This window comes from Novosphingobium sp. 9 (assembly GCF_025340265.1).
GTDB lineage: Bacteria > Pseudomonadota > Alphaproteobacteria > Sphingomonadales > Sphingomonadaceae > Novosphingobium.
In genome coordinates, this window is sequence record NZ_CP022707.1 from 507,493 (window position 1) to 530,000 (window position 22,508).

General features: G+C 63.1%; 13 protein-coding genes, 1 tRNA gene and 1 pseudogene. 9 read left to right on the forward strand and 6 right to left on the reverse strand.

The window, feature by feature from the left end; all coding sequences use genetic code 11:
* Window positions 1-93: 93 nt before the first annotated feature.
* Entirely contained in the window at window positions 94-312 is a 219-nt protein-coding gene (locus CI805_RS02520) for a hypothetical protein (RefSeq protein ID WP_260925876.1), read from the reverse strand.
* Between the two features lie 114 nt (window positions 313-426).
* On the opposite strand from CI805_RS02520, the gene CI805_RS02525 reads away from it, so the two are divergent.
* The 7 genes from CI805_RS02525 to CI805_RS02555 all read left to right on the forward strand — a co-directional run bounded on the left by CI805_RS02525 (window position 427) and on the right by CI805_RS02555 (window position 9,821).
* Window positions 427-501, forward strand: a tRNA-Thr gene (locus tag CI805_RS02525).
* 346 nt (window positions 502-847) lie between these two features.
* Window positions 848-3,634 carry a TonB-dependent receptor gene (locus tag CI805_RS02530; protein WP_260925877.1) on the forward strand — a complete coding sequence of 929 codons (2,787 nt, stop codon included), beginning with the start codon at window positions 848-850 and terminating at the stop codon, window positions 3,632-3,634.
* A gap of 54 nt (window positions 3,635-3,688) precedes the next feature.
* On the forward strand, window positions 3,689-4,753 hold the full coding sequence (locus tag CI805_RS02535; protein WP_260925889.1) for a phytase: 1,065 nt from the start codon (window positions 3,689-3,691) through the stop codon (window positions 4,751-4,753).
* A 92-nt stretch (window positions 4,754-4,845) separates the two neighbouring features.
* Complete coding sequence (locus tag CI805_RS02540) at window positions 4,846-5,472, forward strand: lytic transglycosylase domain-containing protein (RefSeq protein ID WP_260925892.1); 627 nt, start codon at window positions 4,846-4,848, stop codon at window positions 5,470-5,472.
* A gap of 277 nt (window positions 5,473-5,749) precedes the next feature.
* A complete protein-coding gene (locus tag CI805_RS02545; protein WP_260925894.1) occupies window positions 5,750-6,574 on the forward strand; it encodes a ferredoxin--NADP reductase in 825 nt (274 codons plus the stop codon).
* Between the two features lie 407 nt (window positions 6,575-6,981).
* On the forward strand, window positions 6,982-8,310 hold the full coding sequence (dctA, locus tag CI805_RS02550; protein WP_260925913.1) for a C4-dicarboxylate transporter DctA: 1,329 nt from the start codon (window positions 6,982-6,984) through the stop codon (window positions 8,308-8,310).
* Window positions 8,311-8,627: 317 nt separating this feature from the next.
* On the forward strand, window positions 8,628-9,821 hold the full coding sequence (locus tag CI805_RS02555) for a carbohydrate porin (RefSeq protein WP_260925916.1): 1,194 nt from the start codon (window positions 8,628-8,630) through the stop codon (window positions 9,819-9,821).
* On the opposite strand, the gene CI805_RS02560 is transcribed toward CI805_RS02555, so the two are convergent.
* Window positions 9,818-11,263 carry a family 43 glycosylhydrolase gene (locus tag CI805_RS02560; protein WP_260925926.1) on the reverse strand — a complete coding sequence of 482 codons (1,446 nt, stop codon included), beginning with the start codon at window positions 11,261-11,263 and terminating at the stop codon, window positions 9,818-9,820. The two genes, CI805_RS02555 and CI805_RS02560, sit on opposite strands and share 4 nt — an antisense overlap.
* Before the next feature lie 323 nt (window positions 11,264-11,586).
* On the opposite strand from CI805_RS02560, the pseudogene CI805_RS02565 reads away from it, so the two are divergent.
* Window positions 11,587-13,190: pseudogene (locus tag CI805_RS02565) on the forward strand (alpha-L-fucosidase).
* Here CI805_RS02565 and CI805_RS02570 read toward each other — a convergent pair.
* The 4 genes from CI805_RS02570 to CI805_RS02585 form a co-directional block, all read right to left on the reverse strand.
* Complete coding sequence (locus tag CI805_RS02570; RefSeq protein ID WP_260925928.1) at window positions 13,191-14,276, reverse strand: acyltransferase family protein; 1,086 nt, start codon at window positions 14,274-14,276, stop codon at window positions 13,191-13,193.
* A 203-nt stretch (window positions 14,277-14,479) separates the two neighbouring features.
* A complete protein-coding gene (locus tag CI805_RS02575; protein WP_260925931.1) occupies window positions 14,480-17,368 on the reverse strand; it encodes a TIM-barrel domain-containing protein in 2,889 nt (962 codons plus the stop codon).
* A gap of 22 nt (window positions 17,369-17,390) precedes the next feature.
* Window positions 17,391-19,019, reverse strand: a complete 1,629-nt coding sequence (locus CI805_RS02580) for a DUF5597 domain-containing protein (protein WP_409934922.1) — start codon at window positions 19,017-19,019, stop codon at window positions 17,391-17,393.
* On the reverse strand, window positions 19,016-21,184 hold the full coding sequence (locus CI805_RS02585) for a WD40/YVTN/BNR-like repeat-containing protein (protein WP_260925934.1): 2,169 nt from the start codon (window positions 21,182-21,184) through the stop codon (window positions 19,016-19,018). The genes CI805_RS02580 and CI805_RS02585 overlap by 4 nt, the downstream gene beginning before the upstream one ends.
* A gap of 199 nt (window positions 21,185-21,383) precedes the next feature.
* Here CI805_RS02585 and CI805_RS02590 point away from each other — a divergent pair, with 199 nt between their 5' ends.
* Window positions 21,384-22,508, forward strand: a complete 1,125-nt coding sequence (locus CI805_RS02590) for a fumarylacetoacetate hydrolase family protein (protein WP_260925936.1) — start codon at window positions 21,384-21,386, stop codon at window positions 22,506-22,508.

Genomic DNA, 22,508 nt, shown 5'->3' on the forward strand with positions numbered 1-22,508 from the left:
ATTGGGCCGCGCGATGTCCCGATGGAGGCGCGCGGGACGGTCAATGGTACGTTGCCGACGCGAGGAAACCGCGCCGAGCGACAGGCCCTAGCTTTAGACGACCGGTTTGGAAAGAGCGCCCGATTCGCTTTGTTCGGCGCCCTGTGTCGCACCAGACGCATCGCCCGATGCCGGTTCGACCTGCAAGGCGCGCGCCTGCACCTTGCGACGGCGAAGATTTTCGCGAAGCTTGGCGGCAAGGCGATCCTCGCGGCTTTCCGGCACGCGCGTCGATCTTGAGAGGGGTTCGTGAGCGGGGTTTTCATCGGTCATGGCCTGCCCGATGTGGCGCGATGCAAAACAATGTGCAACCCGCGCTTGACAATCCTCTCCGACGCAGACATTAGCGCGCCCCTGTCCCGGGCACCAAACGGTCCCCCGCCGGACGCTGCTGTAGCTCAGTGGTAGAGCGCACCCTTGGTAAGGGTGAGGTCGGGAGTTCAATCCTCCCCAGCAGCACCATCTCTCTTCCAAACTTGGTGATTTGTAACGGTCAGGTGTTTTGCGCCTGAGCGGATCTTGTTGCGTGCAACCGAAGTTGCGCACGATTTCATGACATATTATCAACGTCGCAACAGGGCACCTTCGCGCCAATCAAGGCGGATGACGCCCTCTTCATTTTCCCGACATACACAAAAATGCACCGAAATTACGCAGATTTCCGAGGGAAAACGCCGTGACGGCAGGTTGATAGCCGATGCTGTTGCGCACTTGCATCGTCATTGAATTGACATCAAAGTCGCGATTTACCGTCACATATTACACCTAAGGCGCCCCCAATCGCATTGTTGCAACAGGGGCTGCAAGCATGAAAACCTCTCTCCGCCTTCTCGCAGGCCTGATGGCCAGCGCATCGTTCGCCACTATCGCTCATGCCGGAGAGGTGGCGGGCAGCATCGCCGATTCGACTGGCACCCGTCCGCTGGAGGCCGCGACCGTTCGCATCGTCGAGCTCGACCGCTCGGCCCAGACCGACCGCGCCGGTCATTTCATTTTCGGTGAGGTTCCGGCCGGCACGTACACGCTGCAAGCCACTTACGTGGGTGCCGAGCCAGTCACCCGCACGATCACCGTTCCGCAGACCGGCAAGGTGGACGCCAGCCTGTCGCTCACCGGCATCGGCAATGCAGACATCCTCGTCGTCGGTCAGGCTGCCACGCAGGCAAGCTCGCTGTCCCGCAAGAAGGCCGCGGACGGCGTGTCCGATGTGCTCACCCGCGATGCCGTCGGCGAATTCCCCGACCAGAACGTGGCCGAATCGCTGCGCCGACTGCCCGGCGTCAATATTCTCAACGACCAGGGCGAAGGCCGCTTCGTCTCGATCCGTGGCCTCGATCCCAGCCTGAACTCGACCTCGCTGAACGGCGTGCGGGTTCCCGCTCCCGAATCGGACGTGCGCTCGGTCGCACTCGACGTGGTGTCTTCGGACACCATCGAATCGATCGAGGTGAAGAAGTCGCTCACCCCTGACATGGACGCAGACGCCATCGGCGGCTCGGTCGAGATCAAGACTGTCAGCGCTTTCGACCGCAAGAAGGACACATATTCGGTCAATCTTGAGGGCAGCTACAACGATTATTCGGGCAAGATCACGCCCAAGGGCAGCCTCGACTTCACCAAGAAGCTGGGCGACAATTTCGGCGTCGCGGGGTCGATCAGCTACTACAAGCGCAAGTTCGAGACCGACAACATCGAGGCCGACAACTGGGACGTCAGCGACGATGGCGTCGCCTACAGCCCGACCATCGAATATCGCGATTACGACGTGGAGCGCACGCGCATCAACGGCGCGCTCTCGTTCGACTGGCGGGCCAGCGACACCACCAAGGTTTATCTGCGCGGAAACTGGGCGCAGTTCGACGATCACGAGTATCGCCGCCGCACCACCTTCGATTTCGACGAAGCGCCCAGCAGCGGCACCGCCACTTCGGCTACCTTCGACGATGCAGATGGCGAGATCACCGTCCAGCGCGACCTCAAGGACCGCTTCGAGCGGCAGCGTATCCAGTCCTACGTGCTGGGTGGGGACACCGATACAGGCGTCTGGACCTTCAAATGGCTCGCCAGCTACAGCAAGTCGAGCGAGGAAGAACACGGCTCGATCGACCCGATCCGGTTCGAGAGCAAGTTCGAGGATGACGGCGTCGCCGTGAACTGGGACTACGCCAACCGCCGCATCCCGACGTACACGCTCACCAGCGGCGCGGACGAGGTCAACAACGCCGCGAACTACACCTTCGACAAGACCGATGTCACCACGCTGTCGGACAGTCAGGATCGCGAATACGCGCTGAAGGCCGACCTTGGCCGCACGTTTGCGACCGACAAGGGGGACTTCACCATCCAGATCGGTGCCAAGCAGCGCTGGCGCAAGAAGTCCTACGATGCGACCATCACCACCTATGAGGCTGGCGATGTCGATTACACCATGGAGGACTACCTCGGCACGCAGACCTATCGCCTGAACGGCATCAGCCTCGGTCCGGTTCTGGCAAAGTCCGCCGGTCGCGACTTCATGGCAGCTTACGGCGATACGCTGGAAATCGACGAATATGGTTCGACCGTCGATTCCAATTCGAGCGATTACAGCGCGGTCGAGAACATCACCGCCGCCTATGCCCTCGCCCGCTGGGACTCCGACGCCCTTCGCGTCATCGGCGGACTGCGCATGGAGCGCACCCACAACGAACTGACCGGCAACCTCGTCACCGATGACGACAGCTACGATCTGCCGCCGATCGAACAGGTCCGCTATTCGCGCAACTACACCAACTGGCTGCCCAGCCTGACAATTCGCTATTCGCCGCAGGGCAACGTCGTCGCGCGTCTGGCGGGCTACAAGAGCCTGATGCGTCCGAACCTTTCGGACCTGGCTCCGCGCTATACGGTCAACGAGGATCGCGAAGCCGAATTCGGCAATCCCTACCTCAAGCCCTATCAGGCGTGGAACCTCGATGCAGGCATCGAATGGTACTTCACCGGCAACGGCGCGCTGACCTTCTCGGGCTTCTACAAGTCGATCGATGACTACATCGTCACTCGCTACTACACCGGTGACGAAGCCGTGGTCGATGGCGTGAGCTATGAGGAACTCCGCATCCCGGAGAACGCCAGCAAGGCCACCGTCGCAGGCTTCGAGGCCAGCTACAGCCAGGCTTATACGATGCTTCCGGCCCCGTTCGATGGCCTGCTGACCCAGCTGAACTACACATACACCTACTCGAAGGGCACGCTGTTCGACGATGATGGTGTGGCGCGCAACATCACCCTGCCCTCGTCGGCCCGCAACACCTTCAACGTCGTGCTCGGCTACGACAAGGGGCCGCTCGACCTGCGTCTGGCCGGCACCTATCGCGACAAGTACCTCGACGAGGTGGGCGACAGCGCCGAGGAAGACCGCATGGTCGACAATCACTTCCAGCTCGATTTCTCGGGCAAGATCGAAGTGACCAAGGGCGTGCGCCTGACCTTCGACGTCATCAACATCAACAACGCCAAATACTTCGCCTACCAGAACTATGCAGGCGGCCAGCGCCTGCTGCAGTTCGAGAAGTACGGCCCGACCTACAAGGTCGGCGTGCGGGCGACGTTCTAATGAAGGCGCCTCTCGCGATGATCGCCGGAGGTCTGAAGCAGGGGGTCGGGAGCAATGCTCCCGGCCCTTCTTCCTGCCGTCCTCCTGCTTGGCGGTTGCGCCACGACCGGGGCGCTCCCCGCCCCCCGCTATCCTGCGGCAGACGTGGCAGCGACGATAGAGACCCGCCCCGTAGGCACCCCCAACGCCGATGCCGCAGACGATCCTGCAATCTGGCGCAACCCGACCGATCCGGCGAAAAGCCTGATCCTCGGCACGGACAAGAAAGCGGGCCTTTACGTCTACGGCCTCGACGGTGCGGTCCATGACTTCATCGCGGCCGGTGCGCTGAACAACGTCGATCTGCGCACCGTGCGTCGCGCCGATGGCTCGAACCTGATTCTGGCCGCCGCCAGCGACCGCACGGATAAGGCCAACCCGCGCGTCGCGCTGTTTGCGCTGGATGGTCTCCGCGCGAAACTGACCGCACTTGGCAGCGAGCCCTTCCTTCCGGCCAGCCGTGCGCCCGCAGAAGCCTATGGTTTCTGCATGGGCAGCGCCTTGGCACCAGACGAGCTGGCTCGTGTTTATGTCGTTCTGAAAAGCGGTGAAGTTGCCGAAAGCCGTCTGGTCGAGAAGGCCGGGCGGATCGTTCCGGAATACCTGCGCAGCGTGAAGGTGGCCACGCAATCCGAAGGCTGCGTGATCGACGATACCACGCACACCCTTTACCTCGCCGAAGAGGATGTGGGCATCTGGCAAGTCGATCTGAGCGCCAATACGCTTGCACCCACGGCTTTCGCACGGGTCGGACCGGCGGACGGACTGGTTGCAGATGTGGAAGGTCTCGCCATCGTCCACGAGGGCGCGCAAACATGGCTGCTGGCCTCCAGTCAGGGCGATAACGCCTACGCGGTGTTCGATGCAAAGACCGGCCACCTCGCCGGTCGCTTCCGGGTGAACGGTGGACCAATCGACGGCACCAGCGATACGGACGGTATCGAGGCCATGACCGGGGATTTCGGCCCCGGATTTCCCGGCGGCGTGTTCGTAGCACAGGACGGTGACAATGCACCCGATGCGCAGAATTTCAAGCTGGTGCCCTGGCGCTCAATCACCACCGCTCTCAAGCTGGACTGAGGCGCTGGCGCTGTGAACGTCTCACAATTGAGCACAGCGATTCGATGCTATAAAAGCGCATCTACGGGCATCCGGGGGGACTTGCGTTGAGAATGGGATCGCTGGGACTATCGCTGGCCCTTATCACGCTGTGCCCTACTTCGGCGCAGGCCGACGTGATGCAGGTCGGTCCCGCAGGCTATACCTGGATCGCCGGAGCCCCGTCCGGCACGGCTGGGACGCCAATCGATCAGGACGGCAACGGCATCGCCGAAGTGGACGATAACCTCAATTTCGTAGACGAGGTTCCGCTCAACACGGAATCTCTGACCATCGCTGGCGATCCGGTCGGCCCGGCGCGCTGGCATCAGCGCATTGCCCAACTCGCCGCCAAGTACGACATCAGCCCCAGCCTTCTGGAAGCCGTCGTCTGGCAGGAAAGCCGCTGGAACGAGAGCGCCATCTCCCGTGTCGGCGCACGCGGGCTTGCCCAGTTGATGCCCAGCACCGCGCGGCAAATGGGCATCGATGCGAGCGATCCTGCGGCCAACCTCGAAGGCGGTGCGCGCTATCTTCGCCTTCAGCTCGATCGCTTTCACGGCGACGTCGAGAAGGCATTGGCGGCCTACAACGCCGGGCCGGGGCGGGTTCAACAGGCTGGCGGCGTACCGAACATCGCCGAAACCCGTGCCTATGTTGCCGCAATCATGGGCCGCCTGTCTTCTCCGGTTCGACAATAGCTCACAGGGCTATCGCGAACCATTCTCAAGTCGTATTTTACCCCTCGAAAGCAAATGTATCGGTCGCGCAAGCGCACAGTCGCTTGCCCTGCGGCGCGAGTTCGGCCAAGGGACACTGCGATAAAGTCCGGGCTTGAACCCGGCTCCGTTCGTGCGGCGCGGCATTTTTCCAGCCTTGCGCCCGTCCGGACGATCACCGCATCCTGCCAGTGCTTCACGCATCGGCCGGATGAGGATGAAACGCTGCCCCCGCGATTTTTCTGAGGAATGGTTTGTCATGAGTGAACAGCAGGAGACCGCAGCCGTCACCGGTCTCGAACCCACCACCGCGCTGTCGGTCGAAGAAGTGCTTTCGGTCACGCACTGGAACGAGCATCTCTTCAGCTTCAAGATTTCGCGTCCGGCCTCGTTCCGTTTCCGCTCGGGCGAGTTCGTGATGATCGGCCTGCCCGGCGAAGGTGGAAAGAAGCCCCTGCTGCGCGCCTATTCGATCGCCAGCCCTGCCTGGGCCGAGGAACTGGAGTTCCTCTCGATCAAGGTCGAGGACGGCCCGCTGACCTCGCGCCTGCAGAAAATCCAGCCGGGCGACCAGATGTACCTCGGCCGCAAGCCCACCGGCACGCTCGTCACCGACGCCCTGCTACCGGGCAAGCGCCTGTTCATGCTCGGCACCGGCACGGGTCTGGCGCCGTGGATGTCGCTGGCGCGCGATCCGGACGTGTACGAATACTTCGAGCAGGTGGTGATCGTTCACTGCGTGCGCCGCGTCAGCGACCTTGCCTATCGCGAAGATCTGGAAGGTCGCCTTGCCGAAGACCCGCTGGTCAGCGAGGAAGCTGCCCAGCAGCTTCGCTACGTGCCCACCGTCACGCGTGAGGAGTTCCACACCTCGGGCCGTATCGGCGCTCTGATCGAGAGCGGTCGCCTGTTCGAGGGACTCGACGGCGAAGCGAAACTCGATCCCGCGACCGACCGCATCATGCTGTGCGGCAGCATGGACATGATTCGCGACCTCTCCGCCGATCTGGAAAAGATGGGCTTTGTCGAGGGATCCAACGCCAAGCCCGGCGATTTCGTGATCGAGCGCGCCTTCGTCGGCTGATCGGAACTGTCGAAAATTCGGGAAACGGGCTCGCGATTGCGGGCCCGTTTTTTGTTTGTCCAAAGACCTCTAACACCTCGCGTCAAACCAAAGTGTGCAAATGCACATTTCGCCTGAGCTTATAGGCTGTAGCCAAAACCACTTTGCTTAATCATGTCTGCGCGGGTCTACGGACGATCAAAGGATCATGGATCCTAGCCGACGGCGCGCAAAGCGCACCGCGAGTCCACGGGTCGCACCGGGACTGAGCACAGGAAAGTTTCCCGGCAGCGCAAGTTGCCGGGCCATATCCTGTTCCGGCTGGCAATCCGTTTTTCTGAACGAACTACGACAAACGCCACACATTTCGAAGGCGTGAAACCGGTGAGGCAGCCTGCGGTTCCTCATCCATACGGGACAGGAGCAAGATGACAGGCACTTCGCCCTCGGGCATTTCCACCAGCACAACTGCGACCCGCCGTTTCGGCATATTCGGGCAGTTGTGGTTCCAGGTTCTTGCCGGAACCGTGATCGGGATCGTGCTCGGCCTTATCGCCCCGCACATCGCAGTCTCGATGAAGCCGCTGGGCGATGCCTTCATCAACCTCATCCGCATGATGATCGGACCGATCATCTTCGTGACGGTGGTTCACGGTGTGGCTGGCATGAACGACATGCGCAGCGTCGGCCGTGTCGCTCTCAAGTCGCTGATCTATTTCGAGGTCATCACGATCCTCGCGCTGATCGTCGGCCTGATCGGGGTCGACCTCTGGCAGCCCGGTGCGGGTATGAACATCGATGCCAGCACCATCGATACCGCCTCGATCAAATCCTACGTCAGCACTGCCCATTCCGAATCGGTCTCGGGCTATCTGATGAGCATCATCCCCAAGACCTTCGCCAGTTCCTTTACGGACGGCCATGTCTTGCAGGTGCTGTTCATCTCGGTCCTGTTCGGCATTGCCCTGGCCGCAGGAGGCCAGCGTTCGAAGCCGGTCGTCGATGTGATCGAAAGCGCGTCGCAGGCGCTGTTCCGCATCATCGGCTACATCATGTACTTCGCGCCGCTTGGTGCATTCGGTGCGATCGCTTTCACCATCGGCCAGTTCGGCGCGGCGTCGCTGCTGTCGCTGGGCGAGCTTATTCTTGAATTCTTCGTGGTCTGCGCCGCGTTCACTGCCGTTGTCTTCGGCGCCGTCGCCTGGTGGTGCGGGGTCAGCCTGTGGCGCCTGCTCGGCTACATCTGGGACGAGATCGTCATCGTTGCCGCCACCACCTCGACCGAGACCGTGCTGCCGCGCGTGATCCAGAAGATGCGTGCGCTGGGCTGCGAGGAAAGCGTCGTCGGATTTGTCGTGCCTGCCGGTTACTCCTTCAACCTCGACGGCACCTGCCTCTACCTCACAACGGTCGCCGTATTCCTGGCGCAGGCCACCAATACGCACCTGACCTTCTGGCACGAACTCGGCCTGATCGCGGTGCTGCTGATCACCTCCAAGGGTGCCGCTGGCGTGGCAGGCGCCGCATTCGTGGTCCTGGCGGCAACGCTCAGCACGACCGGGGCGATCCCCGTGGCCAGCATTGCCCTGATCCTCGGCATCCACCGCATCCTCGCCGAGGGGCTGACGTTCGTGAATCTCGTCGGCAATGCGCTGGCAACGATCGTGATCGCCAAGTGGGAAGGCAAGCTGGACGAACGCGTCCTAGCCGAGGCTGTCGGCACGAAGGGCCTTCGCGCCCGTCTCGGCATCGCCTGAACCCCATACCTGATTTGACATGACCAGAGGCCGGGCGCCGCAAATCCCGGCCTCCCACCACGAGCTTTCGTCCGTCGAGGCGAAGCCCCCCAAGGAGAGTCCCCCATGCCGATGAGCCTTCCGCTCGCGGTGCCGACCGCACAGGTCGCCGTTACCGCCGCCGCTTCCGACACCGCCGCGCAGGTTGCCCCCCGGCCCAGCCTTCTGTCCAGAAGCCGACGCCGACAGTCACCACCGCGTCCTCGAACGATCCGCTGGCGGACTGGCGCAAGCATAACGCCATCGGCAAGGCCCTGCGCGATCTCAAGGCCGATGGCGTGGCGCTGAACCTCAACATCGTCGAGAATCTCGCAGGCAATCCGGTGGGCGGCGAACGCCAGGGCTTTCGCGAATCGCACTGGGTCAGCGGCGGTGCGGACCTCGACCTCGACAAGCTGGTCGGCTGGTCGAACACCAAACTGCACATTCAAGGTGCCTGGTTCACCGGCGAAAATCTCGCCCGCGATGTGGTCGGCAACTCGATCAGCTTCCAGCAGACCTGGCGCCCGGTATCAGGGCCACGCCTGACCCAGTTCAACATCGAGCATGACTTCGGGCGCCTGAACGTGACGGTCGGTCGCATGGCGCTCAACAGCTACTTCAACAATTCGCCGCTCAACTGCAACTTCATGACCAATGCCAGTTGCCTGACCACCTACGGGCCGATCAGCGATATCGGCATCACCGCCTATCCCAACTCATCGTGGGGGGCGCGCGCCAAGTACAAGGTCGGCGCGCACGGGTATGTCGAGGCAGGTGCCTTCGAGTACAACAACGACCTCAACCTCAAGGGCAAGGATGGGCTCGACTTCTCTCTCGGCAAGGGCTCCGGCTGGCTGATCGCCGGTGAGATCGGTCACATGACGACGTTCAAGGACGAACGCCTGCCGCACAATTACAAGGTCGGCTTCTACCTCAACACCGACGGCGGCAGCAGCCCCTACTACAATGCGCAAGGCGAATCCTACACGGCGACAGGCACGGCTGCGAAGAAGCTCGGCGGCAACCGCGTGGGCATCTACGGACTTGTGGATCAGACGGTTTCACGCGCGGCAGGCAACAGCAAGCGCAACCTTGCTCTCTTCGCCCGCGCCTACTGGAACGTGGGCAATATCCAGCAGATCGACTGGTTCGCCTCTGCGGGCCTCGTCAAGACCGGCACCTTCATCGGTCGAGACGAAGACACCATCGACTTCCTCGTATCCAACACGCATTTCAGCGACCAGGAGATCGACCACCTGCGCGACGTGCGCGCCAAGGCTGGCGGCACAGGCTCTCCCCATGCCGACGAGATCGTGGGCGAGATCAACTACGGCTTCGCGGCAATGCCGGGCCTTCGCATCATGCCCAACGTGCAGTGGGTGCTGAATCCCGATCCCGTTTACGCCCCGAAATCGACGAAGAACGTCCCCTCAACGGTCGTGCTTGGCCTGCGCATCGACCTCAAGTTCGAGAAGTTCTTTGGCGCCTAACGGAGATCAACGGCACGAAAGGCAAGGTCGCGAAAGCGCACGCGACCTTCGCCGCTCGCGAACAGGGCGGGGCGCAGACTGAGAAAACCGTCTCCCATATTGTGGTTGTAACCCGAGACTTCATAGCTGACGATCTTGCGCCAGGCCTTGCGATCAGGGCTGATCCAGAAGGTCACGACATTTTCATCATTCTGCAGCTTCAGGGAAAGCCTGCGCCCCACGCCTGCACCCGCTGAGGGATACTCCTGAACCACGCCGTGCTTGTAGGCATGGAGCATGTCGCCTTCAGCGCCGATACCGCAGAACAGTTTGCTGTCGTAGAACAGCAGAACGCCACCTTGCGCCCCGTCGAGCAATTCAATGTCGACCATCATTTCATAGCTGCGTTCGCCAGCGATCAGGCCAAGCGGCGAACTGTCGGCAGGGCCTTTGCCCTGTCCCCGCAGCGTCAGGCCGTTCCCCAGCGAAACCCGATCCAGATACCCCGGCTGCGGATCGAAGAAGGTCAGCCGGGCGCCAAATTCGGGATTCACGAAATCGGTCGAAAGCGGCAGCGCCGATACCCCGGCACTGCCGGAAAATGGCTTTGCCAGGGCATGGTCGAGTGTACCGCCCAGCGCACGCGGCCAGCCATCGGCAGTCCACTCCATCGGTTCGAGCAGCATCTGTCGTCCGAGCGTGCGAAAGCCATTCTCATAGCCGTGATAAACGAGCCACCAGCGCCCGTCTGGCCCTTCCACAGCGGTCGCATGCCCGCGCGACCACCATGGCTCCTCACGAGAGGCCGTACGCACGATCGGGTTGTGCGGACAATTTTCCCAAGGGCCGTCTATGGACCGTGATCGCGCGACGATGACCATATGGCTGGTCGGCGGCCCCGCCGTACCGCCCTCGCCAGAGAACATGTAGAACCAACCGTCCCGGCGCAGCAGCTTGGGGCCTTCCAGCGCGGTTGCCTCGATCACCCAGTCATCCGGGATCGGCCAGCCATCGTAGACCTGTTCCAGCGGCCCCGCCGTCGCAAGCCCATCCGCCGTCAACGCCACACGCCTGCCACCGTTCACGAACAGATAGCGCTTCCCATCCTCGCTAACCACGTGCCCCGGATCGATAGCAAAGCCTTCGATCCCGAGATCGACGGGATCGCTCCAGGGGCCATGCATCGACTCAGCGTGGATGACATAAATCCGGAACGGGTTGCCCTTGGCATCCGGCGCGCCGAGCGTCGGGATATAAATGAAATAGCGCCCTTCGTGTTTGGCTATGTCCAGTGCCCAGACAGATCCTATCGGCCTTTCCAGCGCCGGGCCGATCGGCGTCCAGTTCACCAGATCGCGCGAATGCCAGATAACGACAGCAGGATACCACAGGAAGCTGGAGAACGTGGCATAGTAGTCCTCGCCATCCTTCAGGATGTTGGGATCCGGGCGATCGCCGGACAAAATCGGATTGCGGTACGTGCCATTTCCAAGGTCGGCACGGCGCTGTCCCTCGAAGCCTTTGGCCCATTGAACTGGCGTAGCGGTGCAAGGCGTCAAGCCAGATGACCCATCGATCACGTGCTTCGCGGAAGCTTCTGCCGGCAGCGCAGCCGCACCCAAACCGACCAGCCCGATTCCAATTGCCTCGCGACGCGAATGCCCCATCATTCCCTCCCTTGCCTGCCGACTTTCCCACGGCTAGTGATAGCGATACCATAACAGGGGTGAGGACGACAGCAATGGTCTTTCATGCAGGTAGCCGGCGGCAGTTCATGGGGCGCACGATGGCAGGCGCCGTGGCCTCCGGGCTTTCCGCGAAGGCCTTTGCGCAGAATAGCAAGGCCCCGGCGATCGCGACCGGCCCGGTCGAGCCAACCTGGAATTCACTTGTCGCCAACTATCGCTATCCGGACTGGTTCCGCGATGCCAAGTTCGGCATCTGGGCGCACTGGGGCCACAGGCACAGCCGGAGCAGGGCGACTGGTACGGTCGCTTCCTCTATATGCAGGGGCATCCGGTCTACGACCATCACCTGAAGCATTACGGCCACCCGGCAGATACCGGGATGATGGACGTCCAGAACACCTGGAAGGCCGAAAACTGGGACCCGGCCAGCCTGATGCAGCGCTATGTCAAGGCTGGCGCCAAGTACTTCGTCAGCCTTGCCTGTCACCACGACAATCTCGACTGCTTCGATTCCTCGCACCATGCCTGGAACGCCATGCGGGTAGGTCCGGGCCGCGATATCGTCGGCACCTGGGAGAAAGTCGCGCGCGAGGCCGGGCTTCGGTTCGGCGTGTCGAACCATATCTCGCACAGCTGGCACTGGTATCAGACCGCCTACGGCTACGACCCCGAAGGCCCGCGCAAGGGTGAACGCTACGACGCATTCCGACTGACCAAAGCAGATGGCAAGGGCAAATGGTGGGAGGGCCTCGACCCACAGGAACTCTATACCGGCCCGCACATGGTCGCGCCCGACGGGATCGAGACGATGGCGGCGATGGGCCAGTGGCATGACAAGAACGATGGCCAATGGATCGAGACTGCCCCGCCCGGCGATGAACGTTTCGCCCGCCAGTGGCTGCTGCGCCAGATGGACCTCGTTTCGAAGTACAAGCCTGACTTCTGCTATTTCGACGATGTCGGGCTGCCCTTCGGCAACTATGGCCTTGCCGCAGCGGCGGACTATTACAACCGCTCGCTCGAATGGCATGGCAAGATCGACGTGGTGCTCACTGCCAAGCAGTTGAAGCCCGAGGCGCGTTTCGGGCTTGTGCAGGATGTCGAGCGCGGCTTTACCGATCATCTCTGGGACGAACCCTGGCAGACCGACACCTGCATCGGCGACTGGTTCTACAACCGCGCCCGCTTTACCCAGAAAAGCTATGTCGGTGCCGAAGCCGTACTCCAGCGACTGGCCGACGTGATCTCCAAGAACGGCAATCTGCTGCTTTCGGTCCCCCTGCGCGGCGATGGCACCCACGATGCCGAGGAGGAGAAAATCCTCGACGAAATCACCGCATGGATGGCGCTGAATGGCGAAGCGGTGTTCGGCTCACGCCCCTGGCACGTCTACGGCGAAGGCCCGACTGCCATGCCCAGCGGCATGATGAGCGAGGGCAGCTTCAAGGGCTTCTCTTCGCAGGACGTGCGCTTCACCACGCATGACGGTGCACTTTACGCCTTCTTCCTGAAGCCGCCAGCCGGCGCGATCACGATCGCGTCGCTGGGGCAAAATCGCGCGCAGGGCGAGGTTCGCCGCGTCTCGCTGATGAGCGGTGCGCCGGTGCCGCATCGCCGAACCGACGCCGGGTTGACGCTGCAGCTGCCTCAGGGGCTGGGGATCGTTCCGGTTGTGAAGATCGAAGGCCCCGGCCTGATGTGATCAGGCCGCCTGCTCGCGGAGACGCGGCTGTCGTTCGCGATGCAGCCGCCCTCCGCTCAGCAGCCTTGCCGCTGCCGGAGACACCCCCAGCAACACCTTGCCGAGGATCACGCTTGCCCCCAGCACGATCAGCGGCTGGGCCAGCAACAGGACCGGATAGAGCGGTGATCCCATCGGCCCGGTCAGCCTGCCAATCAACGGACCGCCCAGCCAGATCATGATAAGGTGCGCACAGAACAGCAGGAACATGTAGGGCTCGATCCGTAGCAGGGCAGGTGCGAAACGGCTGCCCGCCAGCCTCCAGGCCAAAGCCCAGAACATGTTGGCAGTGGCCGCGCGCATCATCAGGTCGAGCGCGGCGGACGGGGCCGGACGGCTCATGAACGTTCCGGCACCTGCCATTTCCAGCCAGAGTTCCGCAGCTGCCATCACCAGATAAGCGCCTGCAGCCACGACGACAGGCGCGCGCGCGATCCGTTCCGCCAGATCGTGGCGGCGGATCAACAGCCCGATGATGAAGAACATCAGGATCGAGGGGCGCAGCAGCAGGGGTATGGAAACAGTCGAAATGCTCCATGCCGCGACAACGGCCGAGATGCCGATCAGCCCACGGTCCGGCAGGCGCGAGAGCAATGGCACAGCCAGCATGCACAGGAACAGATCGCGCAGAAACGGCATCTGTACGTTGATGTCAGACGGCTTGAGCAGGCACAGAAGCTCGTTGAGCGTCCATAGAACCGTGGTCGGCAGCGGGGCTTCGATCAGATGGAGCGCGGCCGCGCCCGATACGAACACGATCGCCAGCGCATTCCACGCCACCATCGGCAGAACAATCGCGCGAGCCTTGCCTGTATAGAACATGCGCAGGCCTCGACGCGCGAACGAAGGCCCGACCAGCCAGCCCGAGATCACGCTGAGCAAAGGAACCGAGCTGCGCCCCAAAAGGTCAATAAGGCCCCACCGCAGGAAGCCTTGAGAGGAATGGTTGAGGCTTTCCAACTGCCAGCCGTACAGCCCGGTCCAGGCATGGACATAGACGATGCCGAGAATGCAGATCACGCGGGAAATGGCGATCGAACCGGACAACTGCGTGTCCCGTTTCGGCTTCCCCCCGCAGATGGGCTCGGCACCTCGTTATGCATAGTATTCAATTCCGCCTCATCCCAAGCCCCCGATGGCGATGTCGGGTCCATGCGTTGTCTTGTCAACGCAACGCAGCGGGGCAACGTACCGGGAGCACGGCAGGTTGCCCCGCCCATCGGTCGGGCAGGGCAATCCGTCTGTCGTACCTACTTAGCGGGGCGGCGGATCGTCAGCGACTGGCCATTCCACACCGCTTCAGTATCGAAGCTGGTCTCTTCGGCCACTGACTGACCGGGCCGCAGCCACTTCACCCGCACGGTGCGGGTCGCCGGCATCCCGGCATAGCCCTTGCCCAGCCGGGCGCCGAGCGTGACCGTGCCCGTAGCATCGTCATAGACGATCGGCATGCGGCTGAACGCGCCGGACTTGTAGCCTTCCGAGCGGCCGTCGTCCTCGTAGAGCGAAGTCGCTCCACTGGCGCCAGTATAGACCACCAGCGTCACCGGCGCCTCGGGCTTCTCGTCAGTGTACTGCATCACCGGCCCCATCGGCACGATCGAGCCTGCCCGCACGAACAGCGGCATCCGCTCGGCAGGCGCAGCCACAGTCACGTCCTGACCGCCCGCATAAGTCTTGCCGCTCTCGAAATCGTACCAGGTCACGCCCTTGCCCGGCAGCCAGACCGAACGCTCGCGCGCCTTGTAGGTGCTGACCGGGGCGACAAGGAACGCCTTGCCGAACAGGTACTCGTCATTGATGGTACGGGCCCTGGCATCCTGCGGGAAGTCCATCACCAGCCCGCGCATGATCGAGCCGTCCTTCTCGTAAGCGTCCGCGCCCAGCGTGTAGATGTAGGGCATCAGGCGATAGCGCAGCTTGTCGTACCACACCATTGAGGCGCGCATGGGCGAACCTTCGGGCGCGATCTCGTAGATCTCGCGCCAGGGCTGCTCACCGTGACTGCGGAAGATCGGGCTGAACGCGCCGAACTGGAACCAGCGCAAGTTGAGTTCGCGCCATTCGGCCAGGTCTTCGGGCTTCGGAGTGGCCTCGGCAAAGCGCGGCTCGACCGAGAAACCACCGATGTCGTGGGTCCAGTTGGGCAGGCCCGACATCGCCGTGTTCACGCCCGCCGAAATCTGCGCGTGCAGATCGTACCAGCGCGTCGCCACGTCGCCCGACCACACTGCCGCGCCATAGCGCTGAAGGCCGCCGAAGCCCGAGCGGGTCAGCAGGAACGGGCGCACGTCGGGCTTGAACCGGCTCCAGCCTTCATAGAAGGCGCGCGCGTTCTCCAACGGGAACGAGTTGAAGAACTCTGCTGCCGGGCCAATCGCGGTCGGCCCCATGGTGTCGATCCGCTTGGTGATCGAAAGGTTGGAATGCATGTCGGGCTCGCTGGCATCGGCCCACCAGGCATCGAAGCCCTTTTTGCCCAGCCGATCCTCGATCTGCTTCCAGAAGATTTCGCGCCCCTTGGCCGAATAGGGGTCGTAGAAGGTGTTGAGGAAGCCCTCTCCCACCCAGTCCTTGTTGCCCTGACGCAAGTTGCCGTGGAAGATCGCGCCCGCAGCGTCCAGTTCCTTGAAGTTGTCGGTGGTGGGATAGAACTTGGGCCAGACCGAGATCATGATCTCGGCGTGCTCGTCATGCACCTGCTTCACCATTGCGGCGGCATCGGGAAAGCGGCTCTTGTCGAATTCGTGGCTGCCCCAGGAATCGTCCTTCCAGTAGCGCCAGTCGAGCACGATGTTGTCGAGCGGATAGTCCCGCTTGCGATACTCGGAGACGACATTCAGCAGTTCGGCCTGCGTGTCGTAGCGCTGGCGCGACTGCCAGAAGCCATAGACCCACTTGGGCATCATCTCGGCCTTGCCGGTCAACTGGCGATAGCCTGCGACAACCCCGTCCATGTCCTTGGCCGCGACGAACCAGTAGTCCTTGTCGCGCGCGACATCGCTGGTGAACCACACCGAATGGCGATCCGCTTCGGGCAGCGGATCGTTGTGGAGCAGCGCCATGTAACCGGCGTTGGGGTCCCATTCGATCTTCAGGTGGACGGGCTTGCCCGCCACCATCGGCACGTCGAAATCGGCGTACCACGGGTTCCAGTTCTGCCGCCAGCGATCGAGCACCAGCTTGCCGTCGACATAGACCTTGTAATAGCTCGACCCATAGAGCTGGAACTTGTGCACCCCGGTCTTGTCCGGTTGCAGATCGCCGTTCCACACCACGGCCTGCGTCTGCACTGCGTTGCCTGCGGTGTTCTGGCCCTGGCTGGAGGCCTCGGTACGGGCCTTGGCGGCCTCGGGCCATTTCGCCTGATCGTCCAGGAACTGGTAATCGATCGTCGCTTCCTGACGGTTCACCACTTCTTTGCCATCGAGGAAATACTGCGCGGTGAAGCCCGGCTTTCCGCCGCTGGTGACAGTCATCCCGCCGGTGTCGCCCACCAGCTTGTAGGGCGCCGGATTGCCGAAACGCGTGATGCTCTCGTTGTCCCAGAGCAGCCCGTAATTGCGGGTGGAGACAAGGAACGGCAGGCCGATATCCATGTTGTGCTGGGCAAGCTGCACGTCCTGCCCGTTGTAGTCCATCACCGCCTGCTGGTGCTGACCAAGGCCGTAGAGCCCCTCGTCCGTCCCCCGGTTGAACTGCTGTGAAACAGTGACGTAAGGCGTACCGTCCGCCTTTGTGGCCGTGAACGCAGTGGGCGCGGATTCCGCCAGCATCGGCTTGCCTGCCGCATCGAGGAAGCGAACCTGTCCGGTCTTCTTGTCGATCACGGCACTTGCCCTGACCGCGCGGATCGTCACCGAACCTGCTGCCTCGCTCACGGTATAGGCCCCGGCCTGGGGCGGATTGGGCGCCATCAGGCTGGCGTTCTGCTCCGGCACGGAAAGCCCGCGCGGATGGGCAACGACGTGGAAGATGCCATCCCCGTGCAGCGTCACCTCGACGCGGTCGGAAGGCCCGCTTGCCGGCGTGACGACCACGCCGCCGGGAACCTTGCTGACTCCTGCCGGAGCAGCCAGCACCGGTGTTGCCGTCAGCGCACTGCCCGCCATCAGGGCCGCGATTGCGATATGTTTCATGTTGTCTGTATCCCCTGCCCGTTCAGGGCCTGTTGCCCGAATAGAAACCCGTGGTGATCCGCAGCACCTGCGGCCGGTCGATCAGGTTGATGCCGTAGTCGGTCTGGTCGCCGTTCCACACGCGGCTCGTCACCCAGCGGCCATCGCGGAAGGTGCCTTCCTCGACCGCGACGACCATGCCGTTCTTCTCACCTTTGGCAGCCGAGAAATTGACGCGCACGTGATCGCCCATGACGAGGTACTGATTGTCCGAAAGCTGCGCGACGGCGACGCCGCCGACCGGCTGGCTCGCCCATGGCGGCGGCGCGGACTTGATCCAAGTCCAGTCCTTCTCGCCGAACTGCCACTGGCCCCAGCTTGCAGTGATCGTCCACTTGCCCAGCGTCACCGACTGGGGCGAGCCGTCATCGGGCTTTGCCGCACCCCAGGTGGGACGGCTGGCGGCGATGCGCGCCCAGTCGGGCAGGATCGAGGCGAGCGTGGCATAGGGCAGCGCGAAAGCGGCGAGCGTCTCCTTGTCGAGCGCCGTCGCTCCCAACGGATAGTTGAAGTAGCCGGTGTCATCCATGCCGAAGGGCGAGAAACCGATGCCGCCGCGCCCGATGGTGGGCCAGAAGAACCGCGCGAACTCACGCGCGTTGCCGATCTCCGGCACCATCAGCGCGTTATCGGGGCGAGCATACTTGTCGAGATACTGGATGACGTTGCCGGAGGTGCGGTCATAGATGTCGGGCGCGGCAAGGTCGATAGAGGGGGCCGCCGCCTTCCAGATATCGAGCACGTCCCACTGCGGACCGCCGCTGGCGACGCCGGTGGGGTCGGGCACGTTCGAAGGCCCCGCCAGCGCCGCATTCACATACATCGGCAGCGGCTTCACCGCCTTGCCCGCTGCCGCCACCTGATCGACGAAACGCGCGACGTACCAGGTGTTGAATGCGCGCGGCGCCTGCTTGCCGAACGCCTGCTCCCAGGTGCCGGACTTGCCGGTCTTCTTCGCGAGCGCAGCGGGAATCGTCTGTGCAAACAGCGCGTTGCCCTTGGCCGAATAGTCGCGCGGCACGCGGTACGATCCGGTCTCGTTCTCGGGCTGAACCATGATGACGGTGTTCTGCGGATCGTGATCGCGCAGATATTCCATCACCTTCACGAACGCGCGCCGGTCCGCCGCCAGTGTCTCGTCCGACAGCGGACTCAGCACATAATGATCCGAGCCATCCGGCGCCTTCATGCGCGGAAAGCGTTTGTTGTCCAGCTTGACCCAGGTCGGCGCATAGCTCGGGCTGGTGTTCTTCCAGGTGCCGAACCACAGCAGCACCACGCGCTTGTCATGCGCGCGCGCCGCATCGAGCAGCGTCTGGAGATAGCCGAAGTCAAACTTTCCCTCGACCGGCTCGACCTGCTCCCAGGCGATGGGGATCTCCAGCGTGTTCGCGTGGATCGCGTCCAGCACCGACCACACCGCATCCAACATCGCAGGATAGTTGCTGGAATTGTTCGCCTGCGCGCCCAGCATCATGAACGGCTTGCCATCGACAATCAGCGCATGATGGCCATCGGCGCGCGTCTCGATGCGCGGGATTTGCGTGTCCGCCAGCGCAGATTGTGCCAGTGCCATGAGTGCCGCCGAGCAGGCGACGTACCGAAACTTCATTGTCCCTCTCCCTTCGGATCGCCGGTTACGATCCCGCGCCCGTCCGTTGCGATGTAGACCCGACCGAACACGCGCGGATCGCCGGTCAGCATGCGGATGCGCAGCCCCCACTGGTGATCGTCATCATTGATGCGCTGCCACGTCGCCCCGCCATCGAGCGACCGCCAGACCGCGCGCAGACCGTCCAGCGTGCCCAGCGCGTAAAGCGCGGGCTCGGACACGCCCGCAGACGCCTTGCCCAGGCCATAGCGTTCTATCGAAAGTGCCCCGCCAGTCCGCGCCCAGCTTTCGCCGAAGTCGGTCGAGTGCCACAGCATGCCATCCAGCAGCAACCACAAGGCGCCCGCATGTCCCGGCTCCGCAAGAATTGGCGGCGGTGCCTCGCGATTGGTCTGGTGCGCCGAAGACAGATCGGACGGCAGCCCACGCGACGCCACCGGATGGAAATTCAGACCGCCATCATCGCTGCGCACCACCCGATTCGCCGCGAAGTCCAGCGCATAGAAACGCGCGGCCTCCTGCTTGTCGGCCGTAACGCGGGTGCGGCTCGGCAGGCCCGATATTGCCTGCCAGTGCCTGCCGCGATCGCGCGTGAGTTGCGGCGCGTCGCTTTCGACAAGGAACGTCAAGCCGTCGGCAGAAACGGTGATCGCAGCATCGCCGGTCTCCTCCGGCAAAGACGAACCATCCGCATGCGGGCGCCCCGCAGGTACATGCAGCGGCGTCCACGAACCACCGCCATCGGCAGACCATGCCAGCGAGGTATCGGGCACCACCCGCGCGTGAATGTTGCCGCTGCGCACCATCACCAACGGCGCTCGCCCTGCATAGTCCAGCGTGTTGGTGTTCGCGAGAAACGGGTTCAGATGCATGCGCGGCGGCGACTTCGCAAAGTCGTCATGCCGAAAACCGGCAATATCGCCGAAGCCGGAGACCAGATGTGCGCCACCCGCAGGGCTGATCAGCGTGATCACCGCAGTCTGCTCGATCCCTTGCGTCCACGGCGCCCAGTGCAGGGCGCCGCCGTGCTGCAATTCGTTTGTCGCGTAAACCGTCGCCCCGGTCACATAAGCGGCATGGTTCGCATCGAACGGATCGATGGCGAGCCCCGCGATCCAGTGCCCGAAATTGGCCTTGCCGTCGAAATCGAGGAAAGGCGTTGCCGAGACATCGCGCAGCGACCGGCGCCACAACTCGTCCCAATGCGCGCCTGCGTCGTGGCTGAGCCAGACGGTATCCACCGGATCGCCGCGATCAACGGTGCTGACCGCGATAGTCCGTGGGTCAGAGGCAGCCACGGCCACGCCCATATAGCCCCCCTTGGGAGCATTCGCGCCCTTGACCGGCGTCACATCGCGCCATCGGTCCCCTCGCGGGTCGTAACGCCAGACCGCGCCACGGCTGATGCCGTTCGGGCCGATGCCATCGCACAATGTCACAGTCAGCACGCCATCGCGGCCAAGCGCTGCCTTGGCGGCCAGCAGTCCCGCATCGGGGCCTCCGGTGACAGGGCGCCAATGCGCTCCATTGTCATCGGAACGATAAAGATGATGCCCGCCCGGATCGGCATTGCCGACGAAGATCCGCCCTTCCACCTGCGGATCGAACACCACGAACGAAAGGCCGCCATGGGTCTCTCTGCGCCGTGTCGGAAGACCAAGCCCCTTCAGCGGAAACGCCGGCACTGCCTGCCAGTGCGCCCCTGCATCGCGGCTTTCCCAGAGACCCTGGTGGCGTGAGCCAAACAGCAGATGTGCATGGTCGTGCGGGTCAATCGCCAGCCGCTCGCCAAGGCCGCGCCCATCCTCGTTGCCGCCCATGCGAAATGGCACCGGCGTCACACGCCAGTGCATGCCATAATCGGTTGAGCGAAAGATCGCGGCGGGCTGACCGGCGCCCATACCTGCCGCCAGATAGACGGTTCCGGCATCGACCGGATCGGCGGCGATGCTCTCGATCCCCATGTAACTGCCTATGGCGACGCCGTCCTGCAACGGTATCCAGCGCTGGCTTCGCGCATCCCAACGATAGGCCCCGCCCATATCGCTGCGCAGATAGGCCAGTCCCTTCTCGACAGGACTGAAAATCACGCCCGGCGTGAAGCCACCGCCACCTACGCGCACGTTCGACCAGGTATAGGGAACGGCATCCGCCAGGACAGGCATCGGCAACAAAGCTGCGGCGAATGCCGTCAACGCCAGCCCGACCGGCCTTTGCATCCCTCTCGCGGTATCCCGCCAGCGCGCCATTCGCACGTTCCCCCTCTACCCATCCCCGCAAGCGTCGATCGTCTCTTGATGAGTCGTATCTTGACGCCGTGTCGAAGCCGAGAGATAACGCTAACACCTGTGGAGGGGAATAGCAGTGACAAAAAATAATCCGGGCGCCGTTCTGGGTCTGCCCGAAGACTGGCGGCAGGGCACATTTCTGGGGCGCTATGAAAGCGATGAAGGCCCCTCTCCGATCCTGATTCGCGATGGCCTCGTCCACGACATGGCGCATGTGGCGCCGACCGTTGCCGCGCTGGTAGCGCTTGGCAAAATCTCAGGCGGTACACCGCTGGGAGAGATCGATGTGCTCGATCCTGCCCGCCTGCTCAGCCCTGTCGATCTGCAATGCATCAAGGCCTGCGGCGTAACGTTCGCCGTCTCCGCGCTCGAACGCGTGATCGAGGAACGTGCACGCGGCGATTACACGAAGGCCGCAGAACTGCGCACCCGTATCGAGGAAGCGCTGGGTGGCTCCGTGCGCTCGGTGGTTCCCGGCTCGCCCGAGGCGCAGGCGCTGAAGGACACGCTGATCGAGGAGGGCCTGTGGTCGCAGTATCTCGAAGTCGCGATCGGGCCGGACGCCGAAGTCTTCACCAAGTCTCCGGTGCTTTCCACTGTCGGCCAGGGCGCCATGATCGGCGTGCGTTCGGACTCCACCTGGAACAACCCCGAGCCCGAAGTGGTGCTGATCGCCGGGCCGGATGGCCGCGCCGTCGGTGCGACCCTAGGCAATGACGTGAACCTGCGCGATTTCGAAGGGCGCTCGGCGCTGCTGCTGGGCAAGGCCAAGGACAACAACGCGTCCTGCTCGCTCGGCCCGTTCATCCGCCTGTTCGACACAGGCTACACGATGGATGATGTGCGTACTGCCGATGTGACCATGACGGTGGAGGGCACGGACGGCTATCGTCTCGAAGGCGCCAGCACCATGCGCGAGATCAGCCGAGATCCGGAAGATCTGCTGCGCCAGACGATGAGCGAACACCAGTATCCCGACGGTTTCGCGCTGTTCTGCGGCACGCTGTTCGCGCCCACGCAGGATCGCGACGAGCCGGGCCGTGGCTTTACCCACAAGCCGGGCGATGTCGTCACCATTTCCAGCCAGCGCCTCGGCACGCTGACCAACACGGTCGCAACCTCGAAGGACGCACCCGCCTGGACGTTCGGCCTCTCCGCCCTTTTCGCCAACCTTGCACGCCGCGGCCTTCTCCCGGCGTGA

Excerpts from the sequence above, each read along its gene's own strand:
- CI805_RS02535 (WP_260925889.1), top strand. The coding sequence starts at position 3,689 with ATGCTCCCGGCCCTTCTTCCTGCCGTCCTCCTGCTTGGCGGTTGCGCC.
- CI805_RS02580 (WP_409934922.1), bottom strand. The coding sequence starts at position 19,019 with ATGAAGTTTCGGTACGTCGCCTGCTCGGCGGCACTCATGGCACTGGCA.
- dctA (WP_260925913.1), top strand. The coding sequence starts at position 6,982 with ATGACAGGCACTTCGCCCTCGGGCATTTCCACCAGCACAACTGCGACC.
- CI805_RS02530 (WP_260925877.1), top strand. The coding sequence starts at position 848 with ATGAAAACCTCTCTCCGCCTTCTCGCAGGCCTGATGGCCAGCGCATCG.
- CI805_RS02545 (WP_260925894.1), top strand. The coding sequence starts at position 5,750 with ATGAGTGAACAGCAGGAGACCGCAGCCGTCACCGGTCTCGAACCCACC.
- CI805_RS02575 (WP_260925931.1), bottom strand. The coding sequence starts at position 17,368 with ATGAAACATATCGCAATCGCGGCCCTGATGGCGGGCAGTGCGCTGACG.
- CI805_RS02585 (WP_260925934.1), bottom strand. The coding sequence starts at position 21,184 with ATGCCTGTCCTGGCGGATGCCGTTCCCTATACCTGGTCGAACGTGCGC.
- CI805_RS02520 (WP_260925876.1), bottom strand. The coding sequence starts at position 312 with ATGACCGATGAAAACCCCGCTCACGAACCCCTCTCAAGATCGACGCGC.
- CI805_RS02540 (WP_260925892.1), top strand. The coding sequence starts at position 4,846 with ATGGGATCGCTGGGACTATCGCTGGCCCTTATCACGCTGTGCCCTACT.